Source organism: Streptomyces sp. NPDC025651, from assembly GCF_055558735.1.
In genome coordinates this window covers 946,291-965,624 of the sequence record NZ_JBVHLZ010000001.1, presented here as the reverse complement: position 1 = coordinate 965,624, position 19,334 = coordinate 946,291, and the positions used below count along the sequence as shown (strand labels likewise).

Genomic DNA, 19,334 nt, shown 5'->3' with positions numbered 1-19,334 from the left:
CGCAGGAACCGGACACCGCGGCGGTAGGGGCCGCGGGCGCCTGGGCGGCGGGGGTCTTCGCAGGCCTGCGCCGACCGGCCGCGGGAGGGCTTCACGCGCCGAACACCTCCCGGTACTCGGGGCGTCGCCACAGTTCGTCGTGCGGGCCGACCGCCCTGATCCGGCCCTCGTGCAGCCAGGCCACGGCGTCCGCGCGGGCCGCCGTCGCGGCGCGGTGGGCGATGATCAGCCGGCTGCGGTGCGGGGCGGGGGACAGCAGCGCCTCGGCGATGTGGTGTTCGGTCACGGTGTCCAGGCTCGACATGGCGTCGTCCAGGATCAGCAGCCGCCCGCCGCGCGCGAACGCCCGTGCCAGGCCGAGGCGTTGGGCCTCGCCCCCGGAGAGCGGGACGTCACCGCAGGGCGTGGCGTAGCCGTCGGGGAGGCGGGTGATGAAGGTGTCGGCGCGGGCGGCGCGGGCCGCCTCGTCGATGCGGGACGGGGCCGGGCGGGGGGCGCCGAAGCCGATCGTGTCCGCCAGGGTCCTGCCGAGGAGCGCGGGCCGCTCGAAGGCGTAGCCGACCTCGCGGCGCAGCTCTTCACGGCCGAGCGCGCGCAGGGGGACGCCGTCCAGGCGCACGTCGCCCTCGTCGGGGTCGGCGAGGCGCCCGGCGAGGGACGCCAGGAGCGACTTGCCCGCGCCGGAGCGGCCGACCACGGCGAGCGTGCTGCCCGCGGGCACCGTCAGGTCGACGCCGTCGAGCACGGTCCGTCCGCCGCGGGACGCCGTGACGCCACGCAGCTCCAACCGGCCACCCTGGGGCGGGAGTTGCCTGTCGCCGTACGTGGTCAGGGGCTCCGTGAGCACTTCTTCCAGGCGGCGCGCCGCCGCCCGCGCCCGCACGAGTCCGCCCAACTGCCCGACGAGCATGCCGATTCCGGTGGCGAGCACCGCGTACCGGGACGCGGCGAGGAGGTCGCCGACCGTGATGCGGTGCCTGAGCAGCAGCGCGCCCGCGACCGCGGCGACCGCGATCTGCAGCAGCGGCGCGATGGCCACGGCCTGCGCCTGGGAGCGGCCCTGGACGCGCCACATCCGGTGTCCCTGGCGGGCGAGTTCGGGCAGCGCGTGCAGGACGCGCTGCGACTCCTTGTCCTCGGTGTGCGCGGCGGCGATCGTCCTGGCCCCGCCGATCGCCTCGCCGAGGCGGCCCGCGATGTCGCCCTGGATGCGTTGGTAGCGGGCCACGCAGTCGGAGGAGACGCGGACGAACGTCCGCAGGAGCAGCACGAGGAGGGGCGCCCCGACGAGGAACACCGCGGCGAGCCAGACGTCGATCAGGGCGAGGGCGACCACGGCGCCGAGGGGCGTGACCAGGGCGGCGACGAGCGAGGCGAAGGTGGCGGGTGCGATGCCCGCGTGGGCCGCGTTGTCGATGAGGCGGGCCACCAGGTCGCCGTGGGCGAAGCGCGCGGTGGCGCGGGGCCCGACGCCGAGCACGTGGCGGGTGACGCGGCCGCGCAGCCAGGCCGTGGTGCGGGCGTTGGTGGTGCCGGTGAGGACGCCGTCGACGGCGTCGAGGAGGGCGCTCGCGCCGACCAGCGCGGCGCAGGCGAGGATCCAGCGGGTGGCGTCGCCCCCGTCGTGACCGCTCACGTGTCCGGTCAGGACGGCGTCCAGGGCGCGGCCGATCGCCAGCGGCAGGAGCAGGCCCGCGCCCGCACCGGCGACGGCGCACAGCGCGAGGGCCGCGCAGCGGGCGGCGCTGTGCCGGGTCGCGCGGCCCAACAGGCGCGTGTCGGCGGTGGGTCGTTGCGGACGGGGGGTCGTCGTGGCCATGGCGCTCCGGGTCCTCGTCGTCTGCGTCCGTGGCAGCGGCCGGCCCGGACGGCCCCCTCGCGGGAAGCCGTCCGGGCCTTCGATGCCGTGCCGTTCAGGCGCGGCTACGCGTCAAGACGGAGGACCGTCAGAGACACAGGACGATGCTGGCGTCACTCCAGCAGAGGAGCAGGCTCGCGACGCTGCCGCCACCGCCGCCACCGGTCATCTCTTCGGACTCCATGCTCTGCAGGTCGAGAAGTGCCATGGTTCTGCCTCTCTCTTGGGGGATTTGGTATTCGAGCGGTTGTGTCACGACCCCGCTGAATCGCGGGACCGGCTCTGGGGCCGCCTGGGCGGCGGCAGGAAGGGGACGTGCGCTCCGCTGTCACCGAGCGCGCCGGAGAGCGCGAGGAGACAGCCGGCCGTCCCGGTGTTCAGGTCCATCGAAAGGCGCAGCATCTGGTGGCCGGGGAAGGCGAGTTGACCGTCGTAGGCCATGGAGAACCAGCCGAGCGCGTCGATCTGCGCGGCCACGTCCTCGGGGGTGATGCCGGGCGTGGTGCTGCGGTTGACGTGCAGCAGCAGCCCCGCCCGCCCCTGGAAGAGTCCCGGCTGCACGCAGAAGCGCGAGCGCGCGGCGGCCAGGATGCCCGGCCGCACCGCCTCGAACGCGGCGTCGTCGCGGTGCGCGAGGTAGTCGTCGATGACCATGCCGATGCCGACGCTGCCGTCGCCGAGGTAGGGCATGGTGCGCCAGCCCTCGTTGACGGCGAGGCTGCCGTCCCGCTCCTGGGTGACGCACTGGGCGAGGTCCGCGCGCAGGGCCCGCGCCGCCAGGTCGAGGAGGGCGGGGTCGCCGTTCCTCTCGTACAGGCGCAGGAAGAGCAGCGCGGGCCCGGTGGCGCCGCGCAGCAGCCCCGCACGGCGCCGCTTGCCCTTCTCCTCGCCGCTGTCGGCGGTGATCCGCTCGCCGAGCAACTCGGCTGCCCGCAGGGCGTGTTGGCCGAGCTCGCGCTCGCCGGTGCTGTGCGCGAGGGCGTCGAGGGCGAGGCCTAGTCCGGCGAGGCCGCCCTGCAGGTCGGAGGGGAGCCGCTCCCATTTCTCCTGCAGGACGAGGCCCACCAGATCCAGGGCGCGGGTGCGGTGACCGAGCCGGTCGAGTACGTGGGCGACGCCCGCGAGGCCGTCGTACAGGCCGAGCGGCGTGCCGCGCGGGGCGGGGTCGATGTGCTTGAGGAGCCAGCGCTCGCCGTCCTCGTAACGCTCGGCGCCGCTCTCGGCGAGGGCGAGCAGCACGCCGGCCGCGCCGTGCGCGAGGCCGAGCCCGCCGCCCTCGGAGAACTGCGCGATGTCGCCGGGGAAGAGCCGGTCGTCGCGCTCGGGCGTCGCGGAGGCCAGGATGGCCTTGATCATCGAGTCCCTGCTGTACGGCCACTCGGCGGGGTCGACCAGGGGTGCGGCCGCTCCTGCCGAGGGCCGGGTGGCGCCGGTCCCGCCCCCCTTCAGGACGCCCCCCTCCAGGGCCTCCGCGCCTCCCGCCGCGAGGACCGGCGCCGGCTCCTCCCCGTCGGTCCGCCCGCCCCTGCCGCGCTCGATCTCCGCCACGGCCTCGTCCAGGAACTCCCGCGGTACGTCGGGGAATTCGGCGGCTATCACCTGCGCGAAGTGCGCGGCCTTGCCCCGGTCGATGGAGAGCAGCGAGGTGATCGGCAGGAAGAGGGCGAGCCGCAGGCAGGCCAGGGCGTAGCGGTCGATGTCGGTGCCGGTGCGGTCCGGCGGCGCGAGGAATCCGGGGTGGGCGACGATCTGGCGGCCGCCGTCGTCGACGGATGCCGCCGCCTCGAAGTCGAGGAGGGAGACGGACTCCTCGTCGGGGGCGACCATGATGTTGAAGAGGTGCAGGTCGTTGAAGACGACGCCGCGTTCGTGCACGGCGGCGACGGCCTTCTCGACGGCGGCGTGCATGCGCAGCGCCCAGGCCGTGTACGCGGAGATGGCGGCGTCGTCCGGTTCGCTGGTGCACAGCGGATGCCGGTGCGCGAAGAAGGAGTTGAGGGTCGAGCCCTCCAGGAAGTCCATGACGAGGAAGCGGTGGTCGCCGAGGAGGAACCAGTCGCGGACCTCGGGGGCCACGCCGAGACCGGAGAGCTTCTCCAGGGCGGCCTTCTCGCGTTCGAGGCGGGCCACGGCGTCGGCTCCGTCGGCGGCGAGCCCGGCGTGCGGGCGACCCTCCTTGAGGACGACCTTGCGGCCGTCGCGGGTGTCGGTACCCGCGTAGACCCCGCCGCCGTTGGAGAAGTGGAGGGCCTTCTCGATGCGGTACGGCAGGTCGCCGACGGTGGTCGTGTTGCGTGCCGCGAGCGCCGGTTCGAGGAAGGCGGGCAGCTTCACCCACGAGGGGACCTTGAAGGTGGGCTCGCGCGAGTCGGGCACGAGACGCCCTTCTCCGTCCTCGACGGCGGGGACGAGCGTGCCCTTGCCGTTGTCGCACATGCGCCGCGTGAAGGCGCCGTACCTGACGTACAGCGGGCCCTCCTGCCAGCGCAGGTCGGTGAGGATGTAGGGGCCTTCGAACCCTTCGAGGAGCGCGCCCAACTCGACGAGTACCTCGTGCAGTTGCGCCTCGTCGGCCGGGTAGACGGTGACGGCCTTGCCGCTGTTGTCGCGCCCCGCGTACTTGCTGTTGCGCAGGTGCAGCAGGTGCTTGGCCGGCACGAGCTTGAAGGGGACGGCGCGCGGCACGCAGTAGTCCCAGACGATCGCCGCGACGCGGTCGGCGTTGTGCAGCGTGGCGGAGACGTGGATCTTCCAGCCCTGCTGGGGCGCGGGGCGCGGGGTTCCCTCGTCGTCCACCGGGACGAAGGAGAGCCAGTCGCCGAAGCGGCCCGAGCGCCAGCCCTCGGGAACGGGGCGGTGGGTCACGGGGAACTCGGGGGCGCCCGCGGCGCCCGCGGACGACAGCCGGTCCGGGGTCTCGTAGAAGTGTCTGTCGGCCAGACAGTAGACCTCGTACCGCTTGTCCATGGTGTCCCCTCTCTGCACGGCGTGGCAGAGAGATTTCCAGGGCGCAAGGGGACGGAACAGTCACGAGTGTCATCGGATGGCCGTGCGGAACGCATGCGTAAAGTCGCGTTCGCTCCTGTTCGAGTACACAGGTTATCCACGGATCGCACACATGGCGACGCCCGCGTCGTCACCGAAGTGAAATCGACGCGGGCGTACGGGAGTCGGCCGGCCCTCCGGCTAGTCCTCCGGCGGGAAGACGACCTCCCCGCTGTCGGCAAGCGTGATCGTGATCGCCTCGACGGGGCAGCCCTCGGCGGCCTCGAGGACCTTTTCGTTGGCGTCGGTGTCGGGGGCGGTGGGGTGCGACTGACGGGCGGTGTCCAGGGTGAAACCGCCCGGCGCGGTGAGCACGCACATCCCCGAGCCGATGCAGACCGAGCGGTCGACCTCGACGTGCCAGCGATCGCCCATCAGGCACCACTTCCTTCGTATCCGGCCGGAAGGTGGATCATCTTGTGCTCGAAGTACTCACCGTACCCCTCGGGCCCGAACTCCCTTCCGAGACCGGAGTTCTTGTAGCCGCCGAAGGGGCCGAGCATGTCCAGGCTGAAGGTGTTCACGGAGTACGTTCCCGTGCGCACCCGGCGCGCGACGTCGATGCCCCGCTCGACGTCGGCCGTCCAGACACTTCCGCTGAGTCCGTAGTCGGAGTCGTTGGCGATCTTCACAGCCTCGCTCTCGTCGCCGTACGGCAGAAGGCAGATGACGGGTCCGAAGATCTCCTCACGGGCGATACGCATCGAGTTGTCGACGCCGCCGAAGAGGGTCGGCTCCACGTACCAGCCCTGGTCGAGACCGGCCGGACGGCCGCCGCCCGCAAGGATCTTGGCGCCCTCCTCCTGGCCGATGCGGATGTAGTCGAGGGACCTCCGCTGCTGCCGTTCGGCGACGAGCGGGCCGAGTTCGGTGGCGGGGTCGAGGGGGTCGCCGACCTTGAGGGCGGAGGCGGCCGCGGCGAAGGCCTCGGCGAACTCGTCGTACCGCGTGCGCGGCACGAGGATGCGGGTCTGGGCCACGCACGCCTGGCCGTTGAGCATCCAGGCGAAGGGCGTGATGCCCGCGACGGCGGTGGCCGCGTCGGCGTCCGGCAGGACCACCGCGGCCGACTTGCCGCCCAACTCCAGTGTCACGCGCGTCAGATTGCGGGCCGCGACCTCCATGACGCGCTTGCCCGCGGCGACGGATCCGGTGAAGGAGACCTTGTCGACGCCCGGGTGCCCGACGAGGTACTCGCTGACCTCGCGGTCGGCGGAGATGACGGAGAGCACCCCCTCCGGCAGACCGGCGTCGGCGGCGAGTTCCGCGAGGATGTAGGCGTCCAGGGGCGCCTCCGGCGAGGTCTTCAGGATCACCGGGCAGCCGGCGAGCAGCGCGGGCGCGAGTTTGGCCGCGGCGGTGAACTGCGGGACGTTCCAGGGCACTACGGCCGCGACGACGCCGACCGGCTCGCGCCGCACGAGCAGCTTGCCGAGGACTCCGTCGCGCCGCTCCTCGTACGTGAAGTCACGGGCGACGGTGATCGCCGCGTCCCACACCATCATCGCGGCGAGCGCCTGCACCATCACGCCGGAGGTGTAGGGGGTGCCGTTCTCGGAGCTGATGACCCGGGCGATCTCCTCATGGCGTACGGCGAATCCGTCCTTGATCTTGGCGATGACCTCGATCCGCTCGTCCAGGGTCATGCGCGGCCAGGGCCCGTCGTCGAAGGCCTTGCGGGCGGTGGCCACGGCGCGGTCCACGTCGGCGGGGGCAGCGTGCGGCACGCGGGCGAAGACCTTTCCGGTGTGCGGGGAGACGACGTCGATGACGCCCTTGCCGAGCGGGTCCACCAACTCCCCGCCGATGAACAGCTGTCCGTGTTCCACGAGCTCGGTCATGGCTGACTGCCTCCTGCGACTGCTGTGACTCCTGCGGGGCGCTTTCTGACACCGTTTCAGAACTGATACCAGTTCTAGTTGGAGGAGTCCACGGGCGGAACGGCCAACTCACGCGCAGGTCGGTCGACTTGGGCTACTAATGAAACTAGTTCTAGTTATAGTGGCGGGCAGACGGCAACAGGAGACGAGGCGCCCATGACGCAGGCGAGCGGCACCCGGCCGAGCGGCCCGCCGGTGATCGAGCACGGCGGCGGCGTGTGGAGCATCAAGGTCCCGATCCCGGACAACCCCCTCGGCTTCACTCTCGTCCACCTCCTGGACACCGACAGCGGCCCGGTCCTCATCGACACCGGCTGGGACGACCCGACGTCCTGGCGGACCCTGACCGCCGGGCTCGACGCGTGCGGCGTCGCGGTCGGCGACGTGCACGGCGTGGTCATCACGCACCACCACCCCGACCACCACGGCCTCTCCGCGAAGGTCCGCGAGGCGTCCGGGGCATGGATCGCCATGCACGAGGCCGACGCCTCCGTGGTCCGCCGCACCCGCTCCCATCCTCCCGACCGCTGGTACGCCTACATGGTCGACAAGCTCACGGCCGCGGGCGCACCCGCCGACCACCTCGCCCCGCTGATCCGCGCCAGGGACGAGGGACGCCCCCGAAAGCTCCCCGGCCTGCGCCCCGCCCTGCCCGACCGCGGCATCACCCCCGGCGAACTCCTCGCCCTGCCCGGCCGCCGCCTGCGCGCGATCTGGACACCCGGCCACACCCCGGGCCACGTCTGCCTGCACCTGGAGGAGGAGCACCCGGCAGGACTGCGGGGCAACGGCCGCCTCTTCTCCGGGGACCACCTGCTGCCCGGCATCACCCCGCACATCGGCCTGTACGAGGACCCGGACGACGAGACGGTGACCGATCCTTCCCCAAGCTCTCGGCTCCGCTCGAGCAGGGGAGACCCCATTGGTGACTACCTCGACTCCCTGGAGCGGGTCGGCCGCCTCGACCCGGCCGAGGTCCTGCCCGCCCACCAGCACGCCTTCACCGACGCACCGGCCCGCGTCCGCGAGCTCCTCGCCCACCACGAGGACCGCCTGAGGGACCTCGTCGCCCTGCTCACCACTCCCCTGACCCCCTGGCAGCTCGCGGCCCGCATGGAGTGGAACCGCCCCTGGTCCGAGATCCCCTACGGCTCGCGCAACATCGCGGTTTCGGAGGCGGAGGCCCATGTGCGGCGCCTGGTGAAGCTGGGGCGCGCGGAGGCCGTGGTGGGGAGCGATCCGGTGACGTACGTGGCGGTGTGACCCGAGAGCTCCTCCGGCCGGGCCGGTAGAGTGAGCGGGTCGTCCTCACGCCCGTACTGGGGGAAGCCGGTGCGAATCCGGCGCTGACCCGCAGCCGTGTCCGACCTCGCGGTCGGTGAGCCGGAATGCCCGGTGCGGAGCGTGACCGGCTCGCTTCATCGGGACCTCCGATGAGCGGCACCGTCGAGGTATACGGAGCCGGAGCCGCCCGGAAGCCGTGCTCGCAACGGCCCGTGCCGCCCCCGCTCCCCGCAGGGAGAGGCAACCCGCCGCATCATGAACGTTCGCCGCAGCGCAGCGGTCCTGGCCGCCGTCGCCGTGCTGGGTTCGGCCGGCGCACCGGCCGCCCTCGCGGACGACGCGTCGCCGTCGCCGTCGACCGCGCTCCCCTCCGGCCTGTACGGCACGTCCGACCCCCAGTACGACGGGGTCTTCCGGCAGTCGTACGCCCTGCTCGCCCAGGACGCCGTGGGCGTGAAGCCCGCGACGAAGGCCGTCGACTGGCTGACCGGGCAGCAGTGCGCGAGCGGCGGCTTCGCCGCGTACCGCGCGGACGCCTCCGAACCGTGCAACTCCAAGACCGCCGTCGACAGCAACTCCACCGCCGCCGCCGTGCAGGCCCTCGCCGCGCTCGGCGGCCAGGACAAGACGGTCAAGAAGGGCGTCGACTGGCTGAAGTCCGTGCAGCGCACGGACGGCGGCTGGGGGTACAACCCGGGCCTGCCCTCGGACGCCAACTCCACCGGCATCGTCGTCGGCGCGCTCGTCGCGGCCGGCGAGAACCCCGCGAACGTGAAGTCCCAGGACGGCAAGTCCGCCTACGACGCGCTGCCGAAGCTCGCCCTGGACTGCGGCAAGGACGGCGGCGCCTTCGGCCTCATGGACACCAAGTCCAAGAAGCTCCTCCCGAACGCGGACGCCACCGCGGCCGGCGTGCTCGGCAGCCTCGGCAAGGGCCTGGTCGTGGAGCCGTCCAAGAAGGCCGCGACCGACGCCCCCAAGTGCGCGAAGCCGGACAGCGCCACGCAGGCCGCGAGCAACGGCACCGGCTATCTCCTCGACACCCTCGGCAAGACCGACGACCACCTGATGGGCGCCACCGACGTGCCGGACCTGGGCAACACCGCGGACGCCGTGGTCGCCCTCGCCGCCGCCGGGCAGAAGGAGCAGGCCGAGAAGTCCGCCGAGTGGCTCTCGAAGAACTCCGCGGACTGGGCGAAGAAGGGCGGCCCCGCCGCCTACTCCCAGCTGATCTTCGCCGCCCACGCCACGGGCATGGACCCGCGCGACTTCGGCGGCGCCGACCTCGTCGAGCAGCTGAACGCCACGGGCCCCGCGCCGCAGACCTCCTCCGAGTCCCCGTCCGCGTCGGACAAGGACGACAAGAAGGACGACGGCGGCGTGAGCATCTGGTGGATCATCGGCGTCGGCATGGTCGCCGGCATCGGAATCGGCTTCCTGTTCAGCGGCAACCGCAGGAAGAAGCAGCTGTGACGCGGGGCCCTGTGCGTCCGACGCGGGGCCGCGCACGGCGCGGACGCCTGGCGGTCGGGGCGCTCCTCGCCGCTCTGCTCGGCGTCCTCGCCGCCGCGCCCGCCCAGGCCGCCGGCTACCGGTACTGGTCGTTCTGGGACCGGGACGGCGCCACCTGGACGTACGCCAGCCAGGGGCCCGGCACCGCGCGGCCCGGCGACGGCGACGTACAGGGCTTCCGCTTCTCGGTCTCCGAGGACTCCAAGGACTCCGCGAAGCCGCGCGGTCCCGCGGACTTCAAGGACATCTGCGCGAGCACCCCCGCGAAGGACGGCCGCAAGCGCGTCGCGCTGGTCATCGACTTCGGCCTGCCGAAGGACGCCCCCGAGGGGGAGAAGCCGCCCGCGCCGCGCACGGCCTGCGCGCAGGTCGCCGAGGACGCCACCAGCGCGGACGCCCTGGCATCCGTCGCCGAGCCGCTGCGCTACGACAACAACGCACTGCTGTGCGCCATCGACGACTACCCGAAGTCGGGCTGCGGCGAGCAGGTCTCCGGTGACGGCTCCGCGCGCAAGGAGACGGCAGCGGACTCCGACCGGAGCGGCGACGGCGGCGGGCCCTCCGTCGGCCTGATCGCCGGGGGCGCCGCGGTCGTGGTGCTCGGCGGAGCCGCGATCTGGCAGGCCCGGCGCCGCCGCGGCTGACGCGGCCCCGGCACACCGGAACACGGACAGCACGATGACGGACCACGGCAGCGGCGCGCCCCGCCTCCTGAGGCGGCGCCTCGCCCCCGAGGCGCACCGGAGCAACGCCCTGCACCCGGGCGCCTGGTGGATCTGGGCGCTCGGCCTCGGCACCGCGGCGTCGCGGACCACCAACCCGCTGCTCCTCGGGCTGCTGATCGGCGTCGCGGGCTATGTCGTGGCGGCGCGGCGCACGAACGCGCCGTGGGCCAAGTCGTACGGCGCGTTCGTGAAGCTGGGCCTGGTGGTCATCGCGATCCGGCTGGTCTTCGCGATCGTGCTCGGCTCGCCGATCCCCGGCACGCACACCGTCATGACGCTGCCCGAGGTCCCGCTGCCCGACTGGGCGAAGGGCGTGCGGATCGGCGGCCGGGTCACCGCGGAGGGCCTGCTCTTCGCGCTCTACGACGGCATCAGGCTCGCGGGCCTGCTGATCTGCGTCGGCGCGGCGAACGCCCTGGCCAGCCCGGCACGGCTGCTCAAGTCCCTGCCCGGCGCGCTCTACGAGGCCGGGGTCGCCGTCGTCGTGGCGATGACCTTCGCGCCGAACCTCATCGCCGACGTCCAGCGGCTGCGGGCCGCGCGGCGCCTGCGCGGGCGGCCCGACAACGGCGTGCGCGGGCTGCTGCAGGTCGGACTCCCGGTCCTTGAGGGCGCGTTGGAGCGGTCGGTCGCGCTGGCCGCCGCGATGGACGCGCGGGGTTTCGGGCGCACCGCCGCCGTTCCCGCGGGCGTGCGCAGGGCGACGGCGGTGCTGACGCTCGGCGGCCTGATGGGCGTGTGCGTGGGGACGTACGGACTGCTGACCGCGCAGGGTGCCTCCTACGGGCTGCCCGTTCTGGCCGCCGGTCTGCTCGCCGCGCTCGCGGGGCTGCGGCTCGGCGGCCGCCGCTCCGTGCGCACCCGCTACCGGCCCGACCGGTGGGGCGTGCGCGCCTGGCTGGTCGCCGGGTCGGGGGTCGCGGTCGCGGGGCTGATGATCTGGGCGGCTTCGTACGACGCGGCCGCCCTGCACCCCGGCGTCGTCCCGCTTCTCGCGCCGGAGCTGCCGCTGTGGCCCGCGCTCGCGGCACTCGTGGGACTGCTGCCCGCCTTCGTGGCGCCGGTGCCCGCGCGTCCCGGGCGCAAGGAGCCCGCCGCGCCGGAGGAGCCCGCGCCCGTCCCCCTCACCAAGCCCTCGCCCGCCGCCTGGCGCGCGGCGGTCGCGCCGTCCCCCGCCGACGGGCCGGTCCGCGCGCCCGCCGATGCCGACGCTTCGGTGCGCAAGGCCTCCGATTCCCCCGTCCCCGTACCCCCCGAGGAACCGTCATGATCCGCTTCGAGGACGTCTCGGTGACCTACGAGGGGGCGCCCGGGCCCACCGTCCGCGGGGTCGACCTCACCGTCCCCGAGGGCGAGCTCGTGCTGCTCGTCGGGCCTTCCGGGGTCGGCAAGTCGACGCTGCTCGGCACGGTCAGCGGGCTCGTGCCGCACTTCACCGGCGGCACCCTGCGCGGCCGCGTGACCGTGGCGGGGCGCGACACCCGTACGCACAAGCCGCGCGAACTCGCCGACGTGGTCGGCACGGTGGGCCAGGACCCGCTCTCGCACTTCGTGACGGACACGGTCGAGGACGAGCTGGCCTACGGCATGGAGTCGCTCGGCCTCGCCCCGGACGTGATGCGCCGCCGCGTCGAGGAGACCCTCGACCTGCTCGGCCTCGCCGACCTGCGCGACCGCCCCATCGCGACTCTCTCTGGCGGCCAGCAGCAGCGCGTCGCGATCGGCTCCGTCCTCACCCCGCACCCCCGGGTCCTCGTCCTGGACGAGCCGACCTCCGCGCTCGACCCGGCCGCCGCCGAAGAGGTCCTCGCCGTGCTGCAGCGGCTCGTCCACGACCTGGGCACGACGGTCCTGATGGCCGAGCACCGGCTGGAGCGGGTCGTGCAGTACGCGGACCAGGTGCTGCTGCTCGGCGCCCCGGACGAGCCTCCGGCGCTCGGCGACCCCGCCGCGCTGATGGCCCGCTCCCCCGTGTTCCCGCCGGTCGTCTCGCTCGGCAGGATCGCGGGCTGGTCGCCGCTGCCGCTGACCGTGCGGGACGCGCGGCGCAGGGCGGGCGCGCTGCGGGAGCGGCTCGCGCAGGCCGGGCCCCGCCCGACGCCAACACAACCGGCCCCGGAGCGGGCGCCGGACCGCAGGCCCCGGCTGCGCAAGGACCGCAGCCCCGACGAGGCGACGGCCGCCGCCGTCTCCCGCCTCGCCGTGCGCCGCGGCCGCGTCGAGGCGCTGCGCCACGTCGACCTCACCGTCACGCCCGGCGAGACCGTCGCGCTGATGGGCCGCAACGGCGCGGGGAAGTCCACGCTCCTGTCCACCCTGGTGGGCCTCCTCGAACCGACCTCCGGCACGGTCCGCGTCGGCGGCGCGGTCCCCCACCGCACCGCGCCGCGCAAGCTGATCCGGCACGTCGGCCTGGTCCCCCAGGAACCGCGCGACCTCCTGTACGCGGACACGGTGGCCGCCGAGTGCACCGCCGCCGACCACGACGCGGGCGCCGAGCCCGGGGTGTGCCGCGCCCTGGTGAGCGAGCTGCTGCCGGGCGTCCCGGACGACACGCACCCCCGCGACCTCTCCGAGGGCCAGCGCCTCGCGCTCGCCCTGGCGATCGTGCTGACGACCCGCCCTCCCCTTCTCCTCCTGGACGAGCCGACCCGCGGCCTCGACTACGCGGCCAAGGCCCGCCTGGTCACGATCCTGCGGCGGCTGGCCGCCGAGGGCCACGCCATCGTCCTCGCCACGCACGACGTGGAGCTGGCCGCCGAGATCGCCCACCGCGTGGTGATCCTCGCGGACGGCGAGATCGTCGCCGACGGCCCGACCGAGCAGATCGTGGTGTCGTCACCGTCCTTCGCGCCCCAGGTCACGAAGATCCTCGCGCCGCAGGAGTGGCTGACGGTGACGCAGGTGCGCGAAGCGCTGCGCGCTGCGGGGACCGGGGCGGCCACGGCCGCCGGGGAGAGCGCGGACGGCGCGGCCGACACCGAGCGGACCCCGTCGTGAGGCCCGCGTCCATGGGTGGCGGGCCCGAGGAGCCGGGCCGCCCCGGGGCTGCCGACGGCAGCAGCCCTGCGCCCCACGGCGCAGGCCCGGCTGCCGACACCGCGCGCGAGCCCTGCGCCTCGGGCCGCCCCGGCTCCGGGCGCCCGGCACGCCCCGGCAGTCCCCAGGCCCGCCCCATCCGCCTCGGCCGCCGCTCGATCGCCGCGCTCGGCCTGGTCAGCGCCGTGGGCGTGGTCGCCTTCGGGTGGCCGCTCCTCGCGGGGCCGAACTCCGGGTTCAGCGAGCACGCGCAGGACGCGCCGTGGCTGTTCGCGGCGCTGCTTCCGCTGCTGCTCGCCGTGGTGGTGGCGACCATCGCGGACGTGGGTCTTGACGCGAAGGCCATCGCGATGCTCGGGGTGCTCGCCGCCGCGGGGGCGGCGCTGCGGCCGCTGGGCGCGGGCACGGCGGGCATCGAGCCGATGTTCTTCCTGATGGTGCTGAGCGGGCGGGTGCTCGGGCCCGGCTTCGGGTTCGTGCTCGGGGCGGTGTCGATGTTCGCCTCGGCGCTGCTGACCGGGGGCGTCGGGCCGTGGATGCCGTTCCAGATGCTCTCGATGGGCTGGGTGTGCATGGGGGCGGGGCTGCTGCCGGGCCCCCACACCCTGCGGGGGCGGCGCGAGCTGTGGCTGCTCGCGGCCTACGGCGCGGTGGCCTCGGTCCTGTACGGCACGGTCATGAACCTCCAGGGCTGGCCCTACCTCGGCGGCCTGGCCACCGGGGTCTCCTACGTGCCGGGCGACCCGCTCGTGGAGAACCTCGGCCGCTTCGTCGCGTACTGCCTGGCCACCTCGCTCGGCTGGGACCTGCCGCGGGCCGTCGTCACGGTCCTGCTGAGCCTCGCGCTCGGGCCCGCGGTCCTGAAGGCGCTGCGCCGGGCCACGCGCCGCGCCGCGTTCGAGGCGCCGGTCACATTCGAGGCGCCGAAGCCGTAGGGGGTCCTGCGCTCTCCGTTACCTGGAGGGCCCGTGGCCGTGAGGCGGCCCACAGGACTTTGGTCCTCTACTACGGAGGCTCGTAGCACGCACGGCTTGACGTACACGCGTCAATCACCGCGCTGACCTGCACGTTGAGAGCCACGTCACACGACGGACATTCGGCGCGGGTGCGACTTCCACTAGTAAATGGGGTCATTGCGGCGACGTAACAGCCCTGCTTCTCTGGACGAGTCGCACGGCGCCGACGCCCCTCACGGGACTCGGCGCCGCCGCATGTCCCCCACGTTTCACGGCGTGCGCAGCGACAGCCCCGTACCCCACCGGAAGGTCCTCTGTGTCCGCCTCGCTCATCCGCCGCATCGCTTCCCCGAAGAAGGCCCTCACCGGCGGCCTCGTCGCCGCTGCCGCCACCGGCATGGTCTTCGCCGCGGCCCCCGCTCAGGCAGCCACCCCGACCACCGCGAAGGCTGCCGCTCCGGCCGCCGCCCCCGCCGCCGCTCCCGCGTCCGCCCAGACCATCGCCAAGCAGATGATCCCGGACCCGGCGCAGTACCAGGCGTTCAGCAACATCGTCGCCCACGAGAGCGGCTGGAACCACACCGCCACGAACTCCTCCTCCGGCGCCTACGGCCTGGTCCAGGCGCTGCCGGGCTCGAAGATGGCCTCGGCGGGCTCGGACTGGAAGACGAACCCCGCGACCCAGATCAAGTGGGGCCTCGACTACATGAACGACCGCTACGGCAGCCCGGTCGGCGCGTGGAACTTCTGGCAGGCGAACGGCTGGTACTGAGCCGCCGCGTCCCGCCGCTGACGGATCCCGTCACGAAAGAGGCGGCAACCCCTTCGCGGGGGTTGCCGCCTCTTTCGTTTCGTCCATCCGCCCCTCATCGGGTGGAGAACCACCGCGCGACCTTCGGCGCGGCCTTCACCGCCGACTCCATGTGCGGTACGTCGCCCTGGTCGAGGACCGGCGCCCGCACGCCGCGCGCCGCCAGGTCCGCGGCGCAGCTGCGGGCGTTGCCGATGGGCACGTCGGTGTCGCCCCGCGCCGCGTACAGCCGCACCGGCACCTCCGGCTTCCAGTCGCAGGCGCCGTCGTTCGCCTCCAGCGCTTGCCTCAGACCTCCCGCCGGGTGCTTCAGACGCTCGTAGAAGGAGGGCGTGAGCAGCTGCTTCACGCTCCCGGGGAGCGCCGCGAGGATGTCGTCCTCGTCATGGCCGCCGTCGAAGAGCTTCTCGATCCGGTCCGCGTAGGGGGCGCGGAACGCCTCGGACGGATCCTTGTGGATCGGGTGCAGCCGGTTCTGGGCGACCAGGAAGTACGAGAGGTAGAGGATGCCGCTCATGTCGTTGACGCGGCCGTCGTACAGGGCGGGGACCTCCTCGCCCGAGAGGTCGTAGGGGCCGCTGACGGGAGCGACGGCGCGCGGTCTGAAGGGCGACCGCTCGCCGCTCAGCTCCCGGGCGAGCGCCATCGCGACCTGGCCGCCCTGCGAGAAGCCGGTGAGGTAGACGTCGCCGGTCAGGTTCCTGCCCCGTTGGTCCGCCGCGGTGCGCGAGGCCAGCAGCATGTCCTCGGACGCGGTCACCGCCGAGTGCGTGTCCATGTACGGGTGGACGCCCGGGCCCCTGCCGAGCCCGAGGTAGTCCGGGGCGGCGACGGCCCTGCCCGCGGCGGCGTGCAGATAGGGGCCGAGCCGCCCGAAGTCCTCGCCGACGGAGGGTGCGTAGTCGCGGTGGACCATGGTGCCGTGGGTGTCGGAGACGAGACCGAGGCTCCGCCCCTCGGGCGTCTTGGGCAGCACGAACAGGCCGGTGGCGGTGGTGGGTTGCCCCCGCGGTCCGACGGTCCGATAGGTCAGGCGGTACGCCTTCACTCCGTACCGCACCTCCCCCGCGTCGACCTTCCCCTTCTTCAGGAAGGCGGTGACCTCGGCACGGTTCAGGTCGGCGACCGGGGTGACCTCCAACAGGGCGCCCCGCGCGGCACGTTGCACCGCCGCGGGCCGCCCGTCAGCAGACTGCGCCGCCCGCGCGACGGGCGCACCGGCAAGCCCGGCGAGCATCAGCGCGGCGAGGGCAGCGCCTCCTCGCCGTACGGAACGGGCGTGGCCAGACATCGTTTTGGTCATGCACCGACGTTACGAAGGACCCCTGCCACGCCGACATCCGAGAATCCCCCGAGCGGAGAGTGTACTTACGGACACCAGGCCCGGCCCGGAGCGGAAGATCCAGCCCGCCCGGCGCCCGAGGACGGCCCTCGGCAGAATCAGCCCGGCAGCCGACAACGAACCTCGGGGAAGTTCCAGCCCGTCCGGCGCTTGAGGACGAACTCGGCGAAGCCGGTGACGGACGCCGGCCCCGGACTACAGCCGCTGCAAGATCGTCCCCGTGGCGACAGCGCCCCCCGCACACATCGTCACCAGCGCGAACTCCTTGTCCCTGCGCTCCAGTTCATGCAGGGCCGTCGTGATGAGGCGCGCGCCCGTCGCCCCCACGGGATGGCCGAGCGCGATCGCGCCGCCGTTCACGTTCACCTTCTCCAGGTCCTGCCCGAAGACCTGCGCCCAGCTCAGCACCACCGACGCGAAGGCCTCGTTGATCTCCACGACGTCGATGTCCTTCAGGGACATCCCGGCCTTGCCGAGCACCGCCCGCGTGGCGTCGATCGGACCGTCCAGGTGGAAGTGCGGGTCGGCGCCCACCAGCGCCTGCGCGACGATCCGCGCCCGCGGCTTCAGCTTCAGCGCCCGCGCCATCCGCTTGGACGCCCACATGATCGCCGCCGCGCCGTCCGAGATCTGCGAGGAGTTGCCCGCCGTGTGCACGGCGGTCGGCATGACCGGCTTGAGGCCGCCGAGCGCCTCCATGGTCGTGTCGCGCAGGCCCTCGTCCCGGTCGACGAGCCGCCACATGCCCTGCCCCGCCGCCTGCTCCTCCTCGGTGGTGGGCACCTGCACGGCGAACGTCTCGCGTTTGAAGCGCTCCTCGGACCAGGCGGCCCCCGCCCGCTCCTGCGAGATGAGGCCGAGCGAGTCCACGTTCTCGCGGGTCAGGCCGCGCTTGCGGGCGATGCGCTCGGCGGCCTCGAACTGGTTGGGCAGGTCGACGTTCCACTCGTCGGGGAAGGGCTTGCCGGGGCCGTGCTTGGACCCCGAGCCGAGCGGCACCCGCGACATGGCCTCGACGCCGCAGCTGATGCCGATGTCGATGACGCCGGCCGCGACCATGTTGGCGACCATGTGGCTCGCCTGCTGCGAGGAGCCGCACTGGCAGTCCACGGTGGTCGCCGCGGTCTCGTAGGGGAGGCCCATGGTGAGCCAGGCCGTGCGCGCGGGGTTCATGGACTGCTCGCCCGCGTGCGTCACCGTCCCGCCGACGATCTGCTCGACGCAGTCCGCGTGGATGCCGGTGCGGCCGAGGAGTTCGCGATAGGTCTCGCCGAGCAGATAGGCGGGGTGGAGATTGGCGAGCGCGCCGCCGCGCTTGCCGATGGGCGTGCGTACTGCTTCGACGATGACGGGTTCCGCGGCCATGGGCTCGTCCTCTCCCTCCACGTCCCGCGAGCCGTCCCGGCGGCTCGCGAGAGGAACTAGTACGCGTTCTAGTTCTGCCCAGCAGTCTGCTGAGCGGGCCCCCGGCGCCGCAAGGGTCTTGCACGCACCTTGCGCAGAACCCGCACGCAATACGGCCGGTCATGGGCCTTGCCTCTTGTAGAACCCGTTACTACCTTTCGAGCCATCTCCTGATGGACCGTCAGAACTCAGCACACGCCTGGAGTTGCCGATGCCCTGTCCAGCGCTGCCCGACGGGTTCGACTTCACCGACCCCGACCTGCTCCAAGACCGCGTGCCCCTCCCGGAGTTCGCACGGCTGCGGCAGACCGAGCCGGTGCGCTGGATCACCCAGCCGCCCCGGATCTCCGGCTTCGACGACGCGGGCTACTGGGCCGTGACGCGGCACGAGGACGTCAAGTACGTCTCCACCCACCCGGAGTTGTTCTCCTCCAACCTCAACACCGCGGTCATCCGCTTCAACGAGTCGATCAGCCGCGACCAGATCGAGGTCCAGAAGCTGATCATGCTCAACATGGACCCGCCCGAGCACACCCGGGTCCGCCAGATCGTGCAGCGCGGCTTCACGCCGCGCGCCATACGCTCGCTCGAAGAGGCGCTGCGCACCCGCGCCCGCTCCATCGTCGAGACGGCGCTGGAGAACGCGGACGCGGAGGGCGCCTTCGACTTCGTGACGAACGTGGCCGTCGAACTCCCGCTGCAGGCCATCGCCGAGCTGATCGGCGTGGACCAGGAGGACCGCTCCAAGCTCTTCGACTGGTCCAACAAGATGGCGGCGTACGACGATCCGGAGTACGCCATCACCGAGGAGATCGGCGCCGAGGCCGCGATGGAGATCGTCGCGTACTCGATGAACCTCGCCGCGGCCCGCAAGGAGTGCCCCGCGAAGGACATCGTCAGCCAGCTGGTGGCCGCCGAGGACGAGGGCAACCTCTCCTCCGACGAGTTCGGCTTCTTCGTGATCCTGCTCGCGGTGGCCGGCAACGAGACCACCCGCAACGCCATCACCCACGGCATGCACGCCTTCCTCACCCACCCCGACCAGTGGGAGCTCTACAAGCGCGAGCGCCCCGGCACCACGGCCGAGGAAATCGTGCGCTGGGCGACCCCGGTGGTCTCCTTCCAGCGCACCGCGACGGAGGACACGGAACTCGGCGGCGCCCGGATCAAGAAGGGCGACCGGGTCGGCATGTTCTACTCCTCCGCCAACCACGACCCCGACGTCTTCGAGGACCCCGGCCTCTTCGACATCACCCGCGACCCCAACCCCCACCTGGGCTTCGGGGGCGGGGGCCCGCACTTCTGCCTCGGCAAGTCCCTCGCGGTCCTGGAGATCAACCTCATCTTCGACGCCATCGCGGACGCCATGCCGGGACTGCGCCTGACCGGCGACCCGCGCAGGCTCCGCTCGGCCTGGCTCAACGGCGTCAAGGAGCTCCGGGTCAGCACGCGCTGACCCGCCTCCAGGGAGGCAGGGG

15 protein-coding genes and 1 riboswitch are annotated in these 19,334 nt (G+C 73.1%); of the genes, 8 read left to right on the top strand and 7 right to left on the bottom strand.

What is annotated here, in order from left to right:
- Positions 1-91: 91 nt before the first annotated feature.
- The 5 genes from ACZ4D5_RS04595 to ACZ4D5_RS04575 form a co-directional block, all read right to left on the bottom strand.
- On the bottom strand, positions 92-1,819 hold the full coding sequence (locus ACZ4D5_RS04595; RefSeq protein ID WP_467770850.1) for an ABC transporter ATP-binding protein: 1,728 nt from the start codon (positions 1,817-1,819) through the stop codon (positions 92-94).
- Between the two features lie 127 nt (positions 1,820-1,946).
- The gene (locus tag ACZ4D5_RS04590) at positions 1,947-2,066 is read right to left on the bottom strand and encodes a SapB/AmfS family lanthipeptide (protein WP_467770849.1); all 120 of its coding nucleotides are present in this window, start codon (positions 2,064-2,066) and stop codon (positions 1,947-1,949) included.
- A gap of 44 nt (positions 2,067-2,110) precedes the next feature.
- Entirely contained in the window at positions 2,111-4,825 is a 2,715-nt protein-coding gene (gene lanKC, locus ACZ4D5_RS04585) for a class III lanthionine synthetase LanKC (protein WP_467770848.1), read from the bottom strand.
- 219 nt (positions 4,826-5,044) lie between these two features.
- Positions 5,045-5,278 carry a ferredoxin gene (locus ACZ4D5_RS04580; protein WP_467770847.1) on the bottom strand — a complete coding sequence of 78 codons (234 nt, stop codon included), beginning with the start codon at positions 5,276-5,278 and terminating at the stop codon, positions 5,045-5,047.
- Positions 5,278-6,744, bottom strand: a complete 1,467-nt coding sequence (locus ACZ4D5_RS04575) for an aldehyde dehydrogenase (RefSeq protein WP_467770846.1) — start codon at positions 6,742-6,744, stop codon at positions 5,278-5,280. Before ACZ4D5_RS04575 ends, ACZ4D5_RS04580 begins: the two co-directional genes overlap by 1 nt.
- Before the next feature lie 195 nt (positions 6,745-6,939).
- Here ACZ4D5_RS04575 and ACZ4D5_RS04570 point away from each other — a divergent pair, with 195 nt between their 5' ends.
- From ACZ4D5_RS04570 to ACZ4D5_RS04540, 7 genes are all read left to right on the top strand, one after another.
- Positions 6,940-8,046 carry an MBL fold metallo-hydrolase gene (locus ACZ4D5_RS04570; RefSeq protein ID WP_467770845.1) on the top strand — a complete coding sequence of 369 codons (1,107 nt, stop codon included), beginning with the start codon at positions 6,940-6,942 and terminating at the stop codon, positions 8,044-8,046.
- Between the two features lie 59 nt (positions 8,047-8,105).
- Positions 8,106-8,177: riboswitch (cobalamin riboswitch) on the top strand.
- Between the two features lie 145 nt (positions 8,178-8,322).
- On the top strand, positions 8,323-9,540 hold the full coding sequence (locus ACZ4D5_RS04565; protein WP_467770844.1) for a prenyltransferase/squalene oxidase repeat-containing protein: 1,218 nt from the start codon (positions 8,323-8,325) through the stop codon (positions 9,538-9,540).
- Positions 9,537-10,223, top strand: a complete 687-nt coding sequence (locus ACZ4D5_RS04560; protein WP_467770843.1) for an SCO2322 family protein — start codon at positions 9,537-9,539, stop codon at positions 10,221-10,223. Before ACZ4D5_RS04565 ends, ACZ4D5_RS04560 begins: the two co-directional genes overlap by 4 nt.
- A 34-nt stretch (positions 10,224-10,257) precedes the next feature.
- On the top strand, positions 10,258-11,574 hold the full coding sequence (locus ACZ4D5_RS04555; protein ID WP_467770842.1) for an energy-coupling factor transporter transmembrane component T: 1,317 nt from the start codon (positions 10,258-10,260) through the stop codon (positions 11,572-11,574).
- Positions 11,571-13,304 carry an ABC transporter ATP-binding protein gene (locus ACZ4D5_RS04550; RefSeq protein ID WP_467770841.1) on the top strand — a complete coding sequence of 578 codons (1,734 nt, stop codon included), beginning with the start codon at positions 11,571-11,573 and terminating at the stop codon, positions 13,302-13,304. The genes ACZ4D5_RS04555 and ACZ4D5_RS04550 overlap by 4 nt, the downstream gene beginning before the upstream one ends.
- Positions 13,301-14,278 (top strand): ECF transporter S component, encoded by a 978-nt coding sequence (locus tag ACZ4D5_RS04545; protein WP_467770840.1) that lies wholly within the window; start codon positions 13,301-13,303, stop codon positions 14,276-14,278. Before ACZ4D5_RS04550 ends, ACZ4D5_RS04545 begins: the two co-directional genes overlap by 4 nt.
- Before the next feature lie 337 nt (positions 14,279-14,615).
- A complete protein-coding gene (locus ACZ4D5_RS04540; RefSeq protein WP_467770839.1) occupies positions 14,616-15,071 on the top strand; it encodes an aggregation-promoting factor C-terminal-like domain-containing protein in 456 nt (151 codons plus the stop codon).
- Positions 15,072-15,165: 94 nt separating this feature from the next.
- Here ACZ4D5_RS04540 and ACZ4D5_RS04535 read toward each other — a convergent pair whose 3' ends face one another.
- Positions 15,166-16,413 (bottom strand): alpha/beta hydrolase, encoded by a 1,248-nt coding sequence (locus ACZ4D5_RS04535; RefSeq protein ID WP_467770838.1) that lies wholly within the window; start codon positions 16,411-16,413, stop codon positions 15,166-15,168.
- A 234-nt stretch (positions 16,414-16,647) separates the two neighbouring features.
- On the bottom strand, positions 16,648-17,817 hold the full coding sequence (locus ACZ4D5_RS04530) for a steroid 3-ketoacyl-CoA thiolase (protein WP_467770837.1): 1,170 nt from the start codon (positions 17,815-17,817) through the stop codon (positions 16,648-16,650).
- 250 nt (positions 17,818-18,067) lie between these two features.
- Between ACZ4D5_RS04530 and ACZ4D5_RS04525 the strand changes: the two genes are divergently transcribed.
- Complete coding sequence (locus ACZ4D5_RS04525; RefSeq protein ID WP_467770836.1) at positions 18,068-19,312, top strand: cytochrome P450; 1,245 nt, start codon at positions 18,068-18,070, stop codon at positions 19,310-19,312.
- Positions 19,313-19,334 lie beyond the last annotated feature (22 nt).

Coding starts and splice junctions, on each gene's coding strand:
- ACZ4D5_RS04595 (WP_467770850.1), bottom strand. CDS start 1,819: ATGGCCACGACGACCCCCCGTCCGCAACGACCCACCGCCGACACGCGC.
- ACZ4D5_RS04590 (WP_467770849.1), bottom strand. CDS start 2,066: ATGGCACTTCTCGACCTGCAGAGCATGGAGTCCGAAGAGATGACCGGT.
- lanKC (WP_467770848.1), bottom strand. CDS start 4,825: ATGGACAAGCGGTACGAGGTCTACTGTCTGGCCGACAGACACTTCTAC.
- ACZ4D5_RS04580 (WP_467770847.1), bottom strand. CDS start 5,278: ATGGGCGATCGCTGGCACGTCGAGGTCGACCGCTCGGTCTGCATCGGC.
- ACZ4D5_RS04575 (WP_467770846.1), bottom strand. CDS start 6,744: ATGACCGAGCTCGTGGAACACGGACAGCTGTTCATCGGCGGGGAGTTG.
- ACZ4D5_RS04570 (WP_467770845.1), top strand. CDS start 6,940: ATGACGCAGGCGAGCGGCACCCGGCCGAGCGGCCCGCCGGTGATCGAG.
- ACZ4D5_RS04565 (WP_467770844.1), top strand. CDS start 8,323: ATGAACGTTCGCCGCAGCGCAGCGGTCCTGGCCGCCGTCGCCGTGCTG.
- ACZ4D5_RS04555 (WP_467770842.1), top strand. CDS start 10,258: ATGACGGACCACGGCAGCGGCGCGCCCCGCCTCCTGAGGCGGCGCCTC.
- ACZ4D5_RS04550 (WP_467770841.1), top strand. CDS start 11,571: ATGATCCGCTTCGAGGACGTCTCGGTGACCTACGAGGGGGCGCCCGGG.
- ACZ4D5_RS04535 (WP_467770838.1), bottom strand. CDS start 16,413: ATGACCAAAACGATGTCTGGCCACGCCCGTTCCGTACGGCGAGGAGGC.
- ACZ4D5_RS04530 (WP_467770837.1), bottom strand. CDS start 17,817: ATGGCCGCGGAACCCGTCATCGTCGAAGCAGTACGCACGCCCATCGGC.
- ACZ4D5_RS04525 (WP_467770836.1), top strand. CDS start 18,068: ATGCCCTGTCCAGCGCTGCCCGACGGGTTCGACTTCACCGACCCCGAC.